Consider the following 17,934-nt stretch of genomic DNA (forward strand, 5'->3'; position numbering starts at 1 on the left):
TTAGAAAGAACATGCAATCATATCAGAAATTATTATTAGAGAACAAATTGTGGGCCGCTGAAAAAGTTGAAAAGGACCCTGAATATTTTAATAAACTTGCCGCTGTGCAGAAGCCTGACTTCCTTTGGATAGGTTGCTCGGACAGCCGTGCCCCGGCCAATGAACTGACCAACACCCAGCCGGGCGAGGTTTTCGTACACCGTAATGTAGCCAACATGGTCGTTCATACCGATCTTAACATGCTGAGTGTTTTACAATATGCCGTGGAGGTACTCCAGGTAAAACATGTACTGGTAGTAGGTCATTATGGTTGCGGAGGGGTTAAGGCCTCTATGACCAACAAAGACCTGGGTCTGATCAACAAATGGCTGAGAAACATCAAGGATGTTTATACCAAATATGAAGATGAACTGGAAGCCATTGCAGACGAAAACGACAGGGCTGACAGACTTGTGGAACTGAATGTACTGGAGCAGGTGAGAAACCTGGCCAAAACGACCATCATTCAGAAGGCCTGGGCCAACAACCAGATGCCGTACCTTCACGGATGGGTACTTGACCTCAAAACAGGTCTGATTAAATCTATTCTTGAAATTCAGCCTGGTGAAACAGATTTCATTGAGAAAGTTTACCGATACGATTTTGAAAAACTTAAACAGGCAGAAGAAAAACTGGCTGAAGTTTATCAGAAATAATTGTTGCCATAAAAAAGTAAGCCCGCCCGAAAATCTTCAGGCGGGCTTTTTGATTTTTATAAGGGTTTATTTTAGTTTTCCGCTAATTTAAGTTCACCTTCCCATTTTGCCACTACTGCTGTAGCCACGGCATTACCCGCCACAGATGTAGCCGATCTGCCCATATCAAGCAACCAGTCAACCGCAAAGAGCAGGATAAGGCCCTCCGCAGGAAGATTGAATAAACTCATGGTACCGGCAATTACCACCAGTGAGGCTCTTGGCACGCCTGCAATACCTTTGGAGGTGATCAGCAGGGTAAGCATCATCGTTACCTGCTGTCCGATGCTCAGGTCAACGCCATAAGTCTGGGCAATGAAGCCGGTGGCAAACGTCATGTACATCATTGAACCGTCCAGGTTGAAAGAGTATCCTAATGGTAAAACAAAGCTTACGATCCTTTCTGAAACACCGAATTTCTTTAATTGCTCGATCTGCAGCGGCATAGAGGCTTCGGAGCTGGCTGTACTGAATGATAAGAACAAAGCATCTTTAACGTATCTCAGCAGCATCCAGTAGGGCACCTTGACAAACATGCAGATGAGTGGCAGGACGACGAGTATGAAAAACGCGAGGGTGATGAAAAAACATATGATGAGGTAAAGGTATCCGCTCAGGATACCGAGTCCTTGCTGGGCGATAACCGCTGCCACAGCCCCAAAAACACCATATGGAGCAAACTTCATAACGTATTCCACGATTTTGAACATGACTTCAGAGACGGCATCCAGACCCCTGATGATGATTTTGCCGTGGTCGCCGATAGCGGCAGTGGCAATCCCGAAAAAGACAGAGAAAACAACGATCTGAAGGATTTCATTGGTAGCCAGCGACTCGAAGAAACTCTGTGGGAAAAGGTGCACGATGAAGTTCTCGATCGTCATTTTGGTAGAAGCTACCCCGGTGTCGGCTCCGGCTTCCGGAAGCGGGATCTGCATCTGGCTGCCCGGTTTCAGGATGTTTACAGCTATCAGACCTGTTAAAAGAGACAATATGGTTGCAAAATAGAAATATCCGAGGGTTTTAAGGCCTATTCTTCCTACCAGTTTAAAATCACCCAGCTTGGCAATCCCCACCGTCAGAATAGAGAAAATAAGCGGCCCGATAATCATTTTAATCATACGGAGGAAAATCTTGCTGAGTAGATTCAGGTTTTTACCCCATTCTGCGAGGGTTTCTTTATCTCCTGCAAAGTATTGATTCAGAATATACCCGACGATGATGCCGAGTGTCATGCCGATGAAGATTTTCCAGGTAATGTTTAGTTTCATTCGTTTGGGGTTTGAATTTTTAATTTGATGATCCGTAAAATTAATATAAAGATTAGGTTATACAATAATGATAAAAAAATCACAAAGAGGCAAAACAGCTGCGGGATTATGTTTGAATTTGAACATAATATTATTGATTTTGTCATATTTGGTGTTAAAAAAGAGAAAAATGGTAGAAGAAAATGGAAATTTTGCAAAAATACCTTTCAGAAATACTTCCTCCATCACTTCCTGACGGCAGAATCACGGAAAACGGATTCCGAAAAAAGTGACAAAAACAGGTAAATTAAATCATATCTTTTGTAGATAATTTGTCATTATATAAAGAAATAAGATAATTTTGCCTGTCGGAATTTTCCGCCTGGTTCGAAAGGCGGAGGAGTGAATTTTCCGGCCAGTAGTAAATAAAAACCGAACCGATTTAAACGTATGAGAATCAGAACTTTTGAAGAGTACCAATCCGCTTATGACCAGAGTGTTAGCGATCCGGAAGGTTTTTGGGCTGAGGTAGCCCAGGATTTTGAGTGGAAGAAACCCTGGAAAAAAGTATTGGACTGGAACTTCGAAGAGCCCAATGTGAAGTGGTTTGTTGGTGGCAAAATGAACATTACAGAAAACTGTCTTGACCGCCATGTGAGAGAAAAGCCGAATCATCCGGCCATCATCTGGGAACCTAATGATCCATCTGACGATACGGCGACATTGACCTACAAAATGCTTTTTGAGCGGGTTTGTCAGTTTGCCAATGTGCTGAAAAAACACGGCGTGGTAAAAGGCGATCGCGTTTGTATTTATATGCCGATGATTCCTGAACTCGCGATTGCTGTTCTGGCCTGTGCGAGGGTTGGGGCGATCCACTCGGTGGTTTTTGGCGGTTTTTCTGCCCAGTCCATTGCCGACAGGATCAATGACGCTGGCTGTAAGGTGGTCATCACTACTGACGGTTCTGTGCGTGGACCGAAGCAGATCCCTATGAAAGACACAGTTGACGACGCCCTCATTGGCTGCCCGACGGTAGAAAAAGTGATCGTAAGCACCAGAACACGTACTCCTGTTTCGATGATCAAGGGACGTGACATCTGGTGGGAAGAAGAAGTGAAACATGTGTCTTCAGAATGCCCTGCAGAAGAAATGGACGCTGAAGATCCTTTGTTTATTCTTTATACTTCCGGTTCGACAGGAAAACCGAAAGGCGTTGTACATACCTGTGGTGGTTACATGGTGTATACAGCCTATACCTTTGAGAATGTATTCCAGTATGAACCAGGTGATGTGTATTTCTGTACGGCTGATATCGGCTGGATCACAGGACACTCGTACATTGTTTACGGACCATTGCTGAGGGGAGCGATCTCTGTGCTGTTTGAAGGTATTCCTACTTATCCTGACGCAGGGCGTTTCTGGGACATTATTGATAAACATAAAGTAAACATATTCTATACCGCCCCTACGGCCATCCGCTCGCTGATGGGTTTCGGGCCTGAGTATTTTAAGAATAAAGACCTGAGTTCACTGAAAGTACTGGGTTCTGTGGGAGAACCGATCAACGAAGAAGCCTGGAACTGGTATAATGAGAACATAGGAAAAGGCAATTGCCCGATCGTGGATACCTGGTGGCAAACCGAAACAGCCGGGATCATGATTTCACCGCTGGCACATATCACCAAAACCAAGCCTTCATTTGCTACGTTGCCTTTGCCGGGTGTTCAGCCGGTGCTGGTAGATGAAAACGGGCAGGAGATACAGGGTAACGGCGTGAATGGTAACTTATGTATCAAATTCCCGTGGCCGGGCATTATCCGCACTACCTGGGGTGATCATGACCGTTGCCGCACCACTTATTTCTCAACGTACAAAAACATGTACTTTACCGGTGACGGTTGTATGCGTGATGAAGATGGCTATTACCGCATCACAGGCCGTGTAGATGACGTGATCAACGTGTCAGGGCACAGGATCGGTACCGCGGAGGTTGAGAATGCGATCAATATGCACACAGGGGTGGTAGAGTCTGCCGTAGTGGGTTATCCTCACGACATCAAAGGGCAGGGGATTTACGCCTATGTCATTTGTGAGGCCAGCTCCCATGATTCTGAACTGACCAGGAAGGATATCCTGGCAACGGTAAGCCGTATCATCGGGCCGATTGCGAAACCCGATAAGATACAATTTGTTTCAGGCCTGCCTAAAACCCGCTCGGGCAAGATCATGAGGAGGATCCTGAGGAAAGTGGCTGAAGGAGACTTCAATAACCTGGGCGACATTTCCACTTTGCTTGATCCGGGTGTGGTAGAAGATATCAAAGCTGGGGCGATAAAGTAATATTGCAGAGTTTATAGAGAATGCCTCCGGTGGGACTGCCCGCCGGAGGTATTTTTATTGCCTGATAATCTTCCTAGTAACCACCTCTTTCCCTACATTCATCCTGATAAGGTACTCCCCGGGAACTAGATGATTCAAATCCAGTTTCTTTTTTGGCTCGCTTAGTTTGGTATCGCTGATAATGACCTGTCCTGACATATTGATGACCTGGAAACTCAGCTCGTGCCTGTTTAACTGATCAAATTCAATTTCGACACTTCCTGTGGTTGGCACCGGGAAAATCCTGATGTGCCGCCCGATGGAGGGTTCGTTGGCGAGGACGTTGACTTTGATGGTGGCAGAGCCGCTGACGGTACCTTCACCGCAGACGTTTTTGACGGATGTGAGGTTGAAGGTGGCATTGGAATGTATCTTAAGAGGGTGAAAGTAATTGCCTGCGGAGGCGATACCCTCTTCATTGTTGCTAAGTTTATAGCTGAACGGAGGAGTTCCAGTGAAAGTCATTTTGAGGTTTACGGTGGCTCCGATATCAACCAATGTGTCTCCCGAGATATTTCCGCTCGTTAAGGGCGAATCAGGGTAAATATTCATTTCTCTTGTAAATGTAACGCAATCTCCTCGTTCTATTTTAGCAAAATATATTCCAGGGCTTGGTACCTTAAGTTCCGGGTAAATTGGGTCTATCAGCTCATTGTTTCTATACCAACGGTAACGGTCACCACTGACTTCAGAAATTTTGAGTGTATTTACACACTGAGGTTGTTTGGTAATTTCAGGAGCAGTTACAGGGCTTATTTTCTTAAAATCAATTTTGATTTTATTGGTGGTGGTCTCACAATCAGGGATATTAATTTTGATTGAGTATTCGCCTGATTTATCCACTAAAAAATCTGCATATTGAATTCCCCAGTTGGGTAACAGATAGTCAGGTTCATCATAAGCCCCATCTTTTTGTAAAATCAGGCTGTCATTTCTGAATAATTTGAAATTAACAATTCCTAACCCGGAATAGTATTGGTTTTCTTCGGTATAGATTCCTTTCAACAGCAGAGAGCCTCCATCACAAGCTTCAAAGTCAGGCTGGTTTATCCTGATGTGCACAGCGATCTTGTTTACTTCGGTTAGAAACTGAAAGGTATTCTTGCAATCTCCGGAATAGACTTCGGCAGTATAAAATCCAGGGTTCTGAACAGTTAGGGCGTTTTCTGTATAGGGTAGGACAATACCATCTTTTTTCCAAATTATCTTTGATGCGTAGTGCCTCCAGGTTAGGAGCATCCAGCTGTTATTACATGAATAAACTTTCTCAACCGGGTGTACGACTTCCTTAGCCTGAAATTTAACCGTCATAGTGTCAGAATATACGTAGCAAGTCTCATTCAATTTGTAAGTTGCCTGATACGTCCCTGGTTTGCTATAGGTATACGATGCTGACCGCTCGTTGGTAATATCTACATTATTGTTATAGACTTTTATTTTATTATCCTCATAAAATCTATATGGATAAAATATATCTGATACATACAGACCAGCACAACTCGTATAGGTTCTCGGATCCTGAATCGGGTGATAATATCTCTGTGGAGACTCAAGTTGAATCTTATTCGAGAAGATGATTTCGATGGGATTGGAGTTAGTAATGCAGCTACCTTGTCTTATCTGTAAGGTGTATTTGCCTGATTGTGATACCTTAATCGTCCTGTTGTTTTCTCCAATGATATCGACGCCATCCCTTTTCCATTGAAAATAAATATTGTTTTCTCTCCGGAAAGCTTCTGAATAAGATTTGTATTTGATTTCTTCTTCGGGGGCTGAGTAGTATCCGGCATACCAGTCAAACCAATTGTTGCTCATAAATACTTGTCTGAGTTCGACCGAGTTTCCGGAGCAGGAGAAAAGCACATTATTCTTCTTAATAATATTGTGGTCATAAACATTCTCGATTTGTGTAGAAATAGATGAATTACCTGAAATAATTAATGAATCTGATTTACCCTGACATTTTCCCTGGAATGGAATGACAGTATAGCTCCCTGGTTTTTTGGCGACAAAAAAATCGTCGTTCGTTTTTTCTATTAGTTGGCCATTCAACAGCAAGTGATATTCGGTAAAAGGAAATGGTTTGCTGTTACCATCGGGAACGATCATTACCGGAACAGGATTGTCGTTGCAGATACTGTTATTGAGATCATATTTAAGCGAAACAGAGGGTAATTTATTCTTAGAAATAAATTGAGATCGGCTTAATGTTACGCAACCCTTAAAGTGGGTTAGTGCATAATAATATCCTTCTTCCTTTGCTTCAACGCTAAGGTCATTTCCGACATATAATGTGCCGTTTTTGCTCTCAAATCTCCAGGAAATGGTTTCATATGGGAAATTTCCGGTAAAGTTTAATTTAGAGCTAAATCCTTCACAATGAGTTGTTGTTTCAGGAGTAATACTACTCATCGGTATGATAACAGGTTTACTAACGGATTTGAATTTACTATCAAGACTTTCAACAATGAACCTTACGTCTGTTCCATAGTTTACATTGTATGCGTGATTAAGCTGGAATGTGATTTCGATTATACCAGTCTCTTTAATTGCTATTTTATTGCTGGAAAACGGAACCTCTCCATTGGGAAGCATCAGATTGAACCTAATACTATTGGCAAGAAAGGTCTTGTTCGTAGCGACGGTAACTTTGTGAGGTCCTCGATCGCAATATACATCCTTCAAATCGACAAACTCAAAAACATCCTCAGCGGCACCTTCCGCCACCCCGACATTATTCCGCTGAACAACAACCGAATCATTTTTGGTAGAAGAAATGGGGTTTGAATAACCTGAAAATGAAATAAGTGAAATGACAACAAAAGTAAAAAGAGTCCTGAGCATGAGTAAGGGGTAGTAATTTTACGGCATTGGGATAACCTTACAATAATAATGGATTATACGTATAAAAGCAAATGAAGAATTTGTGATGTGAAAGGTTCGGACTTTGGACATTATTAAATAAAAAACTCCCCCACATCGCTGCAGGGGAGTTTTTTTGCATTTTATTATCTTTTAAAAGGCTGTACCTTCCAATACGTCAGGCTTCGCCAGACCCATTCCAGCGGACCGAACAGGAAGTATTTCAGCCAGAGCGGGCTAACGATCAGCTGGAAAGCCCAGATGCTGAATACTACATAGAACAGCTGGTAGTATTGTAACTCTGCAAAATAGTTGAGGCCGTATCCGAAGAAAAACAGCGTACAGATCAGCGAATGCATGATGTAGTTGGTAAAAGCCATTTGTCCTACAGCGGCCAGGGCTTTGAAGACCTTTTTGAAATAACCTTCTTTTATACAGAAAATGAAAAGGGCCACGTGGGCCATCACCAGGGCTATTCTTTGCACAGGATAAACAAGATCCATCCAGATGATGTCATGGGTATCAATATAGCTGATGAAAGAGGCCGTGGTAGGGAAGTGGACAAAATTATAATAATAATTCCAGATCACCAGCGGTAAGCCAACACCATAACCAATGAGGGCAGTTTTAAGATAATTTTTTTGCAGCCACTCGCCTTTAAAGAAACCCCATTTAAACAATGCAATACCAAGCAACATCAGGGCAATAGGGTCCCATATGCTGTAAATAAGGTATTTGGTCTGACCGTCAAAAGACATCTTGCGGATCTTTTTGGCGACGGTAGCATAGCCGGACTTCATGATGCGGGTGTTTTCTTTGACCTGCTCTTTGTTCGGCAGAAACTCTTTTTCATTTTCTTTCCATTTTTTAACGGTTTCTTCCTGGGCAGAAGTAAGTTTTTTGCCTGAGTCCTGTACTTTTTTTACTTCCAGGTATGCCAGGCGGGATTCCCGGAAATCCCTGAGAAAACTGGTGCTGGCCACAAAACCGAGAATGGCTACCAGGGGAACCCCGATGACCAGGTAAACAGGCTTCACTTTACGGAACAGGAACACCAGCATACCACAGACGCCGTAAAGATAAAGAATGTCGCCCATCCACAACATCACATGGGCATGAAAAAGGCCGAATAACACCAGCCAGAACATCCTGCGGTAAAAAAGCCAGGTGACCGACTTACTCGTCTGTTCTTTTTTGGCGGTGAAAAGCAGGATTCCGGCCCCGAAGACCATAGAAAACAGGGCCCTCATTTTACCTTCAAAAAGGACGGTTACTACGGCATGTGTCCAGAAATTAAGGCTCGTGGTGTCGGTCCTGAAGGGCTCGGAAAAGTACTCCGGCATGCTGAAGTAAGGAATATTCATCATCAGGATGCCCAATAAGGCGAATCCGCGGATGATGTCGATGATTTGAATGCGATTGGCCTGACTGACAGGCATAGCCGCCGTTTCAGCGTCTGCAGAATTCATAAGCTATAGTTTAGGGGTATAGAAAAAAGGGAAATTTGTTAAAGATAAAAATTTTAAGAGTGATTTTCAGTCTGTCGTATAACATTTTATTTTACGGTAAACAGCTGTTTTTCAGGAGTACACGCTCCGTTTTTATGATCCGGCCAAAACGTGTATTTTTCAACCGGATTTTGTACTTTCGCAAGCAAAACCATGAAGATATGATACGAGCTTATTTACTGTCCGTTTTAGTGTATATGTTGTTTTCCTGCCGTCCGGCAGAACGTAAGGATTCAGCCCTGGTGTTGCTGACGGATTTTGGTACCAAAGACGGGGCAGTGGCGGCCATGAAAGGGGTGGCTTTACAGGTCTCGGGCGATTTGCAGGTACATGATCTTACGCACGAAATTCCGGCGTTCAACATCTGGGAAGGGGCTTACAGGCTCGACCAGACGGCTCCTTACTGGGCAGCAGGAACGGTTTTCGTTTGTGTGGTGGATCCGGGTGTAGGCACGGAGCGTAAGCCCGTTGTTTTAAAAACAGGAAAAGGACATTATTTTGTAGGCCCTGATAACGGCTTATTCACCCTCATTGCTGAGCGGGAGGGTATTGAGGAGGTCAGGGAAATATCGAAAAGCAACCGGCTACCCGGGTCTGATCAGTCTTATACTTTTCACGGCAGGGATGTTTTTGCCTATACCGGTGCAAAACTGGCATCCGGCGTAATGACTTTTGAAGAAACGGGCGAAAAGCTGCCGGCAAAATCCCTTCTTCACCTGGTGTATCCTAAAGCAGTTTTATCTGCAGATCATATCACCGGGGGCATTCCTGTCCTGGATATTCAATATGGAAATGTCTGGACAAACGTGAACCAGGAGTTATTTAACCAGCTGAAAGTAAAGCCCGGACAAAAGATCAGGGTGAAGATTTCTAAGGATAAAAAGCTGGTTACAGAGCTGGTCATACCTTATGTCCATTCGTTCGGAGACGTGGCAGAAGGCGAAAACCTGGCCTACATGAACAGCCTCATGAACCTTTCTTTTGGCATCAATATGGGCGATTTCTCTAAAACCTACGGCGTGTTCAGCGGTCCTGACTGGCAGATAGACATTACAGCTGAGGGAAATTCATCAGGAAAGTAGTGCTTTCGCCCAGTTCCGATACCACTTTCAGGTTGCCTTTGTTCATCTGCATGATCTGTCTGGATAAGCTGAGGCCAATGCCTGACCCGGTTTTTTTGGTGGTGTAGAAAGGAATAAATATCTTTTCCAAAGCCTCGTGTTCAATACCGGTTCCGTTGTCTGTAATCTGGATAATATTCTGGTTGTCAAGGGTGTAAGCCTTGATGATGATCTCAGGTTTTTCTGTTTTTTCCAGGGCTTCCGTGGCATTTCTCAGGATATTGATCAGCACCATTTCTATTTGCTGCACGTCTGCGAGGATAAGCAGCTGCTCGTCAATTTCCAGCTTAAGCGTGATCTGGTTTTGTTTCAATTGCGGTTGAATCAGTGAAACAATGTCGCTGATCAGGGTTTTGATCTCTATCTCTCCGAATTTCGGGGTAGGGATGGAGGTAAATTCACGGTAAGCGTTCACGAAACTCATGATCCCCCTTCCGCGGCTTTCGATGGTCTGCAGGGCCTCACGAAGGTCATAGATAGCCTCTTTGTTGGTTTCATTGCCCGACAGGTCCATTTCGATGATGTCTTTCATGGTGTCGATCAGGGAAACGATCGGCGTGATGGAATTCATGATCTCATGACGAAGGATTTTCGTCAGGTTTTGCCAGGCTTCCAGCTCTTTTTCCTGGAGTTCCGACTGGATATTCTGGAAAGTGACCAGTTTGACAATCCGGCCTCTCAGGCTGACGGTCGTAGAGTTGATCGATATCTGGTTTTCTTCCGAGGCCCTGTAAAGCGACTTGCCACCCGCGGTGAGGTTGTTCAGGATTTCGGCCAGGTTCGGATGGGTTTTGTTCAGTTCTGATATGTTTCTGAGTCTGTAAACCCCCAGAATCCTGAAGGCAGCACTGTTGATAAGCTCTATGTTGCCGCTGGCACTGAAGGAGATCAGCCCGACATTGACGTGCTGTACGATGGTGTTGATGTAATGTAAACTCGCTTCACGCTCTGCCCGGGCTTGTCTGAAGGCCTCGAGGACATCATTGAGCTGCCTGTTGAGGTCCTGGAAACTTTCGCCCATATGATTGTCGGAGCGGAATTTAAGCGTAAAATCAGAATATTGGATAGATTCAAAGAAACGGATGAGTTTACGATTGGTATTCAGGGTGTAGTGGTACAGCCCATAGGTCTGGATACCCACGATGATGGTTCCGCTGATGATACCAAAATACCACATTTTCATTTGGATCGTAAACCAGGTTAATCCCAAAATGCTTACAATCAGAAAGATAATCCGGTATAATAAAATGATGGAGTATTTTTTCATTTCTTATAATCCGTATTTTTCAATTCTCCTGTAAACCGCCGGGCGGGACAATCCGAGTTCCCTTGAAACTTCCGTGATGTTACCATTGTATTTTTTCAAGGCTTTGAGGATCATGGATTTCTCCATTTCTTCGAGCTGATAAGTGTTTTCAAAGGCTGAATTCTGATCTGTTTCCCTGAAATTATCCGCTTCATTAAAATGGAAATCTTCTACCTGCAGGGTGTTGCCCTGTGATAAAATGACGGCCCGCTCAATGGCGTGCTGCAGTTCCCGGACGTTACCAGACCAGTGGTATCGCTGCAGCTGTTTCAGCAGGCTTCCGCTGATGGCGTTGGCCGGGCGGTTGTATTTCTTTCTGTATATCTTCAGGAAATGCTCGGCCAGCAGGGCAATATCTTCGGTTCTTTCACGCAGGGGCGGCAGCTTTACTTCGATGGTATTGATCCTGTACAGCAAATCCTGACGGAAAGTTTTCTGGTTTACCCGGTCATAAATGGGCTCATTGGTGGCACAAATCAAACGGATGTCGATGTTTTTAGGCTTGTTTGAACCTACTTTCGTCACGCTGCGGTTTTGCAGCACATTCAGAAGCTTGGCCTGTAAAGACAAGGGGATATTTCCGATTTCATCGAGGAAAATGGTGCCACCGTTGGCTTCTTCAAAACGTCCGGTCCGTTCTTCCCGGGCATCGGTAAAGGCCCCTTTGACGTGGCCGAAGAGCTCACTCTCAAACAGGCTTTCAGAAATAGAGCCCAGGTCGGCATGCACGAAAGGCATATTGGCCCGGTCTGAATTTTCGTGTAATATCCTGGCGATGAGGTCTTTTCCTGTGCCGTTTTCGCCGAGGATCAGGATATTGGCATCTGTAGAGGCCACCCGTTCAACGGTTTCGAAGATTTTGAGCATGGGCTGGGATTTTCCGATCACCTGCGTTTTGGACTTTTCCTTGCTTTGCTCGGTTTTGACGGTCTTCCCGGTTCTTTGCTGCCTGATTTCAAAGGCAGAGTTCATGGTTTCCAGCAGTTTGACATTGTCCCAGGGTTTGAGCACAAAGTCAACAGCCCCCATTTTGATGGCTCTTACGGCCATTTCAACATCTCCGTAAGCTGTAAACAATACAACCGCGATAAGGGGATCGATATCCAGGATCCTGTCGAGCCACTGGAATCCTTCTTTCCCGGTATTGACATCCCGGGTAAAGTTCATGTCTAGCAACACGACATCGTAATTGCCGTTAGTGATCAGAAAGGGGATCTTTTCCGGATTCTTTTCTATGTCTACCTGTCCGAAGTGCCTCTTCAAAAATAGCTTGGCGGCACTCAGTACGTCAACATCGTCATCAATGATTAATAGTTTTGACATTTTTTCTGCTTTCTTGATACACCAGGATAAAGCACAAAAATTATTCCTGATCCTGGAGAAAATTATATTTTTAGGGTAAAAGATTGATTATCAGTCGTATATTAAAAAATGCCCTTAAAATGGTGTTTGGGCATATGTTCGATAGTGTACAAGATTTGTCCGAAAACGGACACATGAAATGTGTATTGCATTATATAAATATCTGATAGTTAGATTGTTGCGATTTTGGCATAGGAATTGAAAATTAACTGACAGAACTAAAATATGATATTTTCATAATTAAATAAGATGGACAGACAAATTCAGAAAAAGTTTTGGAATAAACAAAGAATTACCCTTGGAGTTGGCGGAGTACTGTTATTAAGCTTCCTGGTGTACCAGTTTGCTTTTGCAGATAAACGCTCAAAGCTTAACGTGGAGAAAGATAAAACAACGGTTTCGAAAGTGACCAAAGGGACATTCGATGAGTTTATTGTGGTGACAGGTGTGGTTCTTCCATTAAAAACAATCAGATTGGATGCTATTGTAGGGGGATATGTTAAAGACAAAGTAGTGGACGGCGGAAATATGGTGGCTAAGGGGCAGACGATCCTGAAGCTTGAAAATCAGAACCTGAAACTTAATTTTCTTCAGTCTGAAACAGAGGCCAGCCGACTGGTTAACGACCTTCAGAATACCCGTCAGCGTTTGAAAGTGGAGAAATTCACCCTTCGTAAAACATTGTCTGACCTTGATTTTCAGATAGATCAGGCCAAGGACCTGTACGACAGGAACAAGCGGCTTCACGGCGATAAAGTAATTCCTGAAGCAGATTACCTGAAAGCCAAAAGGGATTATGAGCGATTGGTGAAACAAAGGGAAATCGAAGCGGAATCGCAGAAATACCAGGAAGAAAACTCAGTGATGCAGATCAAACAACTGGAAGGTACGCTTGAAAGGACGCAGAAAAACGTGCAGTTGTGGCGTGAAACACTCGAGAACCTGGTTGTAAAAGCCCCGGTGGGCGGTCTTTTATCCTCTATTGACGTCGAAGTTGGATCGAACATCAACCAGGGACAGAATATCGGACAAATTGACGACCTTAACGGTTTCAAAATGAGGGTGGACGTGGATGAGCATTATAACTCGAGGATCTTTACCGGGTTGGGTGGTTCATTCGATTATAACGGAAAAACATACAGACTGGAAATCACTAAAATATATCCTGAAATCAGAAGCGGACGTTTCCAGGTAGACATGGTTTTTGCGGGTGGTGTGCCTGAAGGCATCAAAAGAGGTCAGTCATCACCGATTCGTCTAGAATTGGGTAAGGCCACAGCAGCAGTACTTCTTCCGGTAGGCGGGTTCTTCTCTGATACAGGCGGAAACTGGGTGTATGTTGTAGATAAATCAGGCAAAAAAGCCAGCAAGAGGAAAATCACCCTGGGCCGTAAAAACCCTGAGTATTTCGAAGTACTGGAAGGACTTGAAGTAGGAGAGATGGTGATTACGAGTTCGTACGAGAACTTCGGGGATAATGAGGTGCTGGAGTTTTAGATTTGAAGGAGAATGGAGGACGGCAAAAAGGAGAATGTGTCATTTTATTTGAAATGCTCCTCTCTCGTTCTGATGAGTTTCTGAAGCATTGAGGATATGTGACAGGTTTTGTTGATGAGGTATTCTGACGTTTCGCTGTCCAGGAAATTTACAGCCGAGGCGATATAGATCTGGGTTCTGAGTTCGGCGGTTGATCCTTTGGCAATTTTAAGGAAACGGATAAACTCGTCATCGTAGCCTCTTTCAAAACCTTCAGCGATATTGGATGGAATTGAAACGGCAGCTCTGAGTACCTGATTTTTTAAATTCGGATCTTTACAGTTGGCAAACGATTTATAGATTTCAATAGATAAGCTAAGACCTGATTGCCAGACATAGAGATCTTCGAATTTCTCAATTTTGTTCATGTAAGTATTAAAAGTTAAGCAGTATTTATAAAATTAAGACGCAGGAATCAAAAAAGGTAACAATATTTTTCGTTTTCCTTGTTCCTTTTTCCATTCTCCGTTAAAGGTTAAAAAGCTAGAAAATATGATAAAAACAACAAACCTTCAGAAGATTTTTACGACCGAGGAGGTCGAAACGACTGCCTTGAACGGCATAACTATGGAGATTAAAGATGGTGAATTTGTGGCCATCATGGGTCCTTCCGGATGTGGGAAGTCTACGCTTCTGAATATCCTGGGTCTCCTCGACAATCCTTCGGGAGGAAGTTATGATTTCTATGGTAATGAAGTGGCCAACATGTCGGAAAGACAGCGTGCGAGCCTGAGAAAAGGATCTATCGGATTCGTTTTCCAGAGCTTTAACCTGATCGACGAACTCACCGTTTATGAAAACGTGGAGTTGCCATTGCTTTACCTGAAAACACCTGCCGACGAAAGGAAACAGAAAGTGGAGATCGCCCTGGAAAGGATGAACATGATGCACCGCCGTAATCACTTTCCGCAGCAGCTATCCGGAGGACAGCAGCAGCGTGTGGCTATTGCCCGTGCCGTCGTGGCCAAGCCTAAGATGATCCTTGCCGATGAGCCTACCGGTAACCTTGACTCTACCAATGGCGAAGAAGTAATGAAATTGCTTCAGGAGCTTAATAATGAGGGTACTACCATCGTGATGGTAACGCACTCTCCTTATGATGCCGGGTTCTCTCACAGGGTCATCAACTTATTTGATGGTAAAGTGGTAACAGAGAATTTCCACGTTTAAGAACTACATGACTGAACTGATCAGGTATTTCTCCCCGATACCGGATTTTTTTCAGAACAACTGATATTTAGGACACAGGAGTTGGTGCAGCCATCTTCTGTGTCCCGAAAATCCAGGCATTATGGCCTGGTTTCCACATTTTCTCCCTCCTTAGAAAATACCCGAAACATATAAACGAAAAATGCTATGTTTAAAAATTATATAAAGATCGCGGTCAGGAACCTGGTAAATGCCAGGCTTTTCACACTCCTTAATATCATTGGTTTAGCCGGTGGGATGACCGCCGCGGTGCTCATCCTTATGTGGGTAAACAACGAATTCAGTTTTGATACCTTTCACAAAAAATCTTCCAGGACTGCCCTGGTAATTACCCACAACAAAATCACCGAAACAGAGACCTGGCATTGGGCCGCCACTCCTCTGCCGTTTGCCGCCCAGACGCAAACCGTGCCCGAAATAGAGGAGGTAACACGGTTGGTAAATCCATATTATAACGGCCTGGTTATCAGGGTAAACAATGAACTGATTAATCAGAAGAAAGCCATTTGCGTCGACTCGAACTGGTTTCAGGTGTTTGATTATCAGTTTGTTGATGGCGGAGCTAAAGATTTTACAAGTCACCTGAGAAGTATCGCCATGTCTGAGAGTAAGGCCATTCAATTGTTTGGAGACGCGAAAGCTACAGGCAAAACGATCAGGATTGACTCTCTCGATTATACCGTAAAAGCAGTATATGAAGACAATCCGGCCAATTCTTCTTTTCAATATGATATTATGGTGCCTCTGGCTGCCCATCTGGCCAATCCCGAAATTTACAAGGGAGATAACAACTGGAATAATTTTAACTATCAGACTTACATTGTCTATAAAGAAGGCACTGATCTCAAAAAGTTAAGCAACAAACTGACGAGGATGATTCAGCTGGCGAAAGTTGATGAAGATGGAAAACCTGCCAAGGAAATTACTTTAGAGGTGGAACCGCTGGCCGATACCCATTTTGACGGAATTGAAAAAGAATCAGGTACGGATATGGGCGATTTGCGGACCACTTATGTTTTCCTGGGACTGGCTCTTGTGATACTCCTGGTAGCCTGTATCAATTATGTAAACCTCACTACTGCCCGTGCCAGTATCAGGGCCAAAGAAGTGACGGTTAAAAAGCTGATCGGGGCAGAAAACTCTCATTTGTTCAAGCAATTCATGACAGAATCCATCATTACATGTCTTGTGGCCTTCGGGGTTTCCCTGGTGCTGATGTTCATTCTTCTTCCAACTTTTAATGAAATCACCGGTAAAACATTTTATCTGAATCCGCTGAGTTTCCAGGTCTGGCCGGTGTTGTTGGGAACTTCCGTGGCGGCTATTCTTCTGACGGGTATCTATCCTTCTTTGTTGCTGAGTTCTTTTAAACCGTCTAATATGCTGAAAGGCAGCAGGGGAGCATTATCTGCGGGCAACAGTTATTTCAGAAAAACCCTGGTTATCGGGCAGTTTACGGTCTCCGTTGTTTTCCTGATCATTACGATCATTGTCTATCAGCAAATGAAGTTCATCCAGAACGCCAAACTGGGTTATGATAAATCTCATGTGTTCGAATTCCAGATTCCATGGAACCTCAAACCGAAGGTGGAAAGTGCCACCATTAAGGAAAGGCTGAAGTCGGAGTCGAGTATTGCTGATGTTACGACTTCAAACGGAAACATTGTCAACATCAACAGTGCTCATAGCGGTTCGTTGCACTGGGACGGACAACCGAAAGATTTCCAGCCGACGGTCGGTCAGCTTTCAGTGGAGCCGAATTATATGAAGATGTTTGGTCTGAAAATGACAGAAGGCCGATGGTTTGAAGAAAACAACACCGCTGATTTAAACAATGTGGTGCTGAACGAAGCTGCCGTTAAAAAACTGGGACTCAGAAAACCATACGCCGGCCAGAGGTTTGAATTTCAAAGCAGGAAAGGGGTCGTCATTGGTGTTGTAAAAGATTTTCATTACAAGAGTTTAAGACAAAAAATAGATCCGCTGGTTATTTTCGAAGCTCCGGATTGGAGAAGAGGGGTGTATGTGAAGGCTGTTCCTGGTCAGGAAGCCGCTGCGATCAAAGCAGCCGAGAAAGTATGGGCAGAGCTGGTGCCTTCGAGGCCTCTGGAATACAAGTTCCTTGACGAAAGCTTTGATGCTTTGTACAAAAGTGAGAAAAGAACTTCCTCTCTTTTGAATTCCTTCTCTATCATCGCTGCTTTTATCTCATGCCTGGGACTGTTTGGTCTTGCCACGTTTTCTGCAGAGCGGAGGACCAAGGAAATCGGAATCCGCAAAGTATTGGGCTCATCTGTGGCCGGTATTGTGCAATTGCTCTCGGTTGACTTCCTGAAACTGGTGCTCATTTCTATCCTGATCGCTTCACCGCTGGCCTGGTATTTTGCCGACAGCTGGCTGCAGGACTTCTCCTATAAAATCACGATCCGGTGGTGGGTGTTTGTGGCAGGAGGTGCATTGGCTCTTTTAATTGCCCTGGTTACGATAAGTTTCCAAAGCATAAGAGCAGCACTGATGAACCCGGTGACGTCGCTGAAGAGTGAATAACAGGAGAATGAAAAAGGTTTGAAAGGAAAAAGAACAGTGGATTAGATTTAATTTTCTAAAGAAGAATTTAAATACAGAATAAAATAGAGAAATAATAAATAGAATATCGTGGAAAGA

At 44.0% G+C, this 17,934-nt stretch carries 12 protein-coding genes; 6 read left to right on the forward strand and 6 right to left on the reverse strand.

The window, feature by feature from the left end:
* The first annotated feature begins 11 nt into the window (after positions 1-11).
* Positions 12-695, forward strand: a complete 684-nt coding sequence (can, locus tag GVN16_RS08355; RefSeq protein ID WP_166563408.1) for a carbonate dehydratase — start codon at positions 12-14, stop codon at positions 693-695.
* Positions 696-766: 71 nt separating this feature from the next.
* Here can and GVN16_RS08360 read toward each other — a convergent pair whose 3' ends face one another.
* Positions 767-2,005 carry a dicarboxylate/amino acid:cation symporter gene (locus GVN16_RS08360; RefSeq protein ID WP_166563409.1) on the reverse strand — a complete coding sequence of 413 codons (1,239 nt, stop codon included), beginning with the start codon at positions 2,003-2,005 and terminating at the stop codon, positions 767-769.
* A gap of 429 nt (positions 2,006-2,434) precedes the next feature.
* Here GVN16_RS08360 and acs point away from each other — a divergent pair, with 429 nt between their 5' ends.
* Positions 2,435-4,327: an acetate--CoA ligase gene (gene acs, locus GVN16_RS08365; protein WP_166563410.1), complete on the forward strand. Its 1,893-nt coding sequence runs from the start codon at positions 2,435-2,437 to the stop codon at positions 4,325-4,327.
* A 54-nt stretch (positions 4,328-4,381) separates the two neighbouring features.
* Here acs and GVN16_RS08370 read toward each other — a convergent pair whose 3' ends face one another.
* Complete coding sequence (locus GVN16_RS08370; protein WP_166563411.1) at positions 4,382-7,210, reverse strand: T9SS type A sorting domain-containing protein; 2,829 nt, start codon at positions 7,208-7,210, stop codon at positions 4,382-4,384.
* Positions 7,211-7,374: 164 nt separating this feature from the next.
* Entirely contained in the window at positions 7,375-8,697 is a 1,323-nt protein-coding gene (locus GVN16_RS08375; RefSeq protein ID WP_166563412.1) for a DUF418 domain-containing protein, read from the reverse strand.
* 200 nt (positions 8,698-8,897) lie between these two features.
* Between GVN16_RS08375 and GVN16_RS08380 the strand changes: the two genes are divergently transcribed.
* Complete coding sequence (locus GVN16_RS08380; protein ID WP_166563413.1) at positions 8,898-9,818, forward strand: S-adenosyl-l-methionine hydroxide adenosyltransferase family protein; 921 nt, start codon at positions 8,898-8,900, stop codon at positions 9,816-9,818.
* Here the strand turns inward: GVN16_RS08380 and GVN16_RS08385 are convergent.
* Positions 9,787-11,124 carry a PAS domain-containing sensor histidine kinase gene (locus tag GVN16_RS08385; RefSeq protein ID WP_166563414.1) on the reverse strand — a complete coding sequence of 446 codons (1,338 nt, stop codon included), beginning with the start codon at positions 11,122-11,124 and terminating at the stop codon, positions 9,787-9,789. The genes GVN16_RS08380 and GVN16_RS08385 overlap by 32 nt on opposite strands.
* Before the next feature lie 3 nt (positions 11,125-11,127).
* Positions 11,128-12,486 carry a sigma-54 dependent transcriptional regulator gene (locus GVN16_RS08390; protein ID WP_166563415.1) on the reverse strand — a complete coding sequence of 453 codons (1,359 nt, stop codon included), beginning with the start codon at positions 12,484-12,486 and terminating at the stop codon, positions 11,128-11,130.
* A 288-nt stretch (positions 12,487-12,774) separates the two neighbouring features.
* Here GVN16_RS08390 and GVN16_RS08395 point away from each other — a divergent pair, with 288 nt between their 5' ends.
* Complete coding sequence (locus tag GVN16_RS08395; protein ID WP_166563416.1) at positions 12,775-14,022, forward strand: efflux RND transporter periplasmic adaptor subunit; 1,248 nt, start codon at positions 12,775-12,777, stop codon at positions 14,020-14,022.
* Between the two features lie 44 nt (positions 14,023-14,066).
* Here the strand turns inward: GVN16_RS08395 and GVN16_RS08400 are convergent, their stop codons facing one another.
* Positions 14,067-14,429, reverse strand: coding sequence for a four helix bundle protein (locus tag GVN16_RS08400; RefSeq protein WP_166563417.1), 363 nt, complete (start codon positions 14,427-14,429; stop codon positions 14,067-14,069).
* Positions 14,430-14,553: 124 nt separating this feature from the next.
* Here GVN16_RS08400 and GVN16_RS08405 point away from each other — a divergent pair, with 124 nt between their 5' ends.
* Positions 14,554-15,231, forward strand: coding sequence for an ABC transporter ATP-binding protein (locus tag GVN16_RS08405; protein WP_166563418.1), 678 nt, complete (start codon positions 14,554-14,556; stop codon positions 15,229-15,231).
* Between the two features lie 186 nt (positions 15,232-15,417).
* Positions 15,418-17,817: an ABC transporter permease gene (locus GVN16_RS08410; RefSeq protein WP_166563419.1), complete on the forward strand. Its 2,400-nt coding sequence runs from the start codon at positions 15,418-15,420 to the stop codon at positions 17,815-17,817.
* The last annotated feature ends 117 nt before the right edge of the window (positions 17,818-17,934 follow it).

Source organism: Emticicia sp. CRIBPO (assembly GCF_009905725.1).
Classification (GTDB): Bacteria; Bacteroidota; Bacteroidia; order Cytophagales; family Spirosomataceae; genus Leadbetterella.

What these genes read in the sequence shown, in the direction of transcription:
- can (WP_166563408.1), top strand. Translation starts at nt 12, where the DNA reads ATGCAATCATATCAGAAATTATTATTAGAGAACAAATTGTGGGCCGCT.
- GVN16_RS08360 (WP_166563409.1), bottom strand. Translation starts at nt 2,005, where the DNA reads ATGAAACTAAACATTACCTGGAAAATCTTCATCGGCATGACACTCGGC.
- acs (WP_166563410.1), top strand. Translation starts at nt 2,435, where the DNA reads ATGAGAATCAGAACTTTTGAAGAGTACCAATCCGCTTATGACCAGAGT.
- GVN16_RS08370 (WP_166563411.1), bottom strand. Translation starts at nt 7,210, where the DNA reads ATGCTCAGGACTCTTTTTACTTTTGTTGTCATTTCACTTATTTCATTT.
- GVN16_RS08375 (WP_166563412.1), bottom strand. Translation starts at nt 8,697, where the DNA reads ATGAATTCTGCAGACGCTGAAACGGCGGCTATGCCTGTCAGTCAGGCC.
- GVN16_RS08380 (WP_166563413.1), top strand. Translation starts at nt 8,898, where the DNA reads ATGATACGAGCTTATTTACTGTCCGTTTTAGTGTATATGTTGTTTTCC.
- GVN16_RS08385 (WP_166563414.1), bottom strand. Translation starts at nt 11,124, where the DNA reads ATGAAAAAATACTCCATCATTTTATTATACCGGATTATCTTTCTGATT.
- GVN16_RS08390 (WP_166563415.1), bottom strand. Translation starts at nt 12,486, where the DNA reads ATGTCAAAACTATTAATCATTGATGACGATGTTGACGTACTGAGTGCC.
- GVN16_RS08395 (WP_166563416.1), top strand. Translation starts at nt 12,775, where the DNA reads ATGGACAGACAAATTCAGAAAAAGTTTTGGAATAAACAAAGAATTACC.
- GVN16_RS08400 (WP_166563417.1), bottom strand. Translation starts at nt 14,429, where the DNA reads ATGAACAAAATTGAGAAATTCGAAGATCTCTATGTCTGGCAATCAGGT.
- GVN16_RS08405 (WP_166563418.1), top strand. Translation starts at nt 14,554, where the DNA reads ATGATAAAAACAACAAACCTTCAGAAGATTTTTACGACCGAGGAGGTC.
- GVN16_RS08410 (WP_166563419.1), top strand. Translation starts at nt 15,418, where the DNA reads ATGTTTAAAAATTATATAAAGATCGCGGTCAGGAACCTGGTAAATGCC.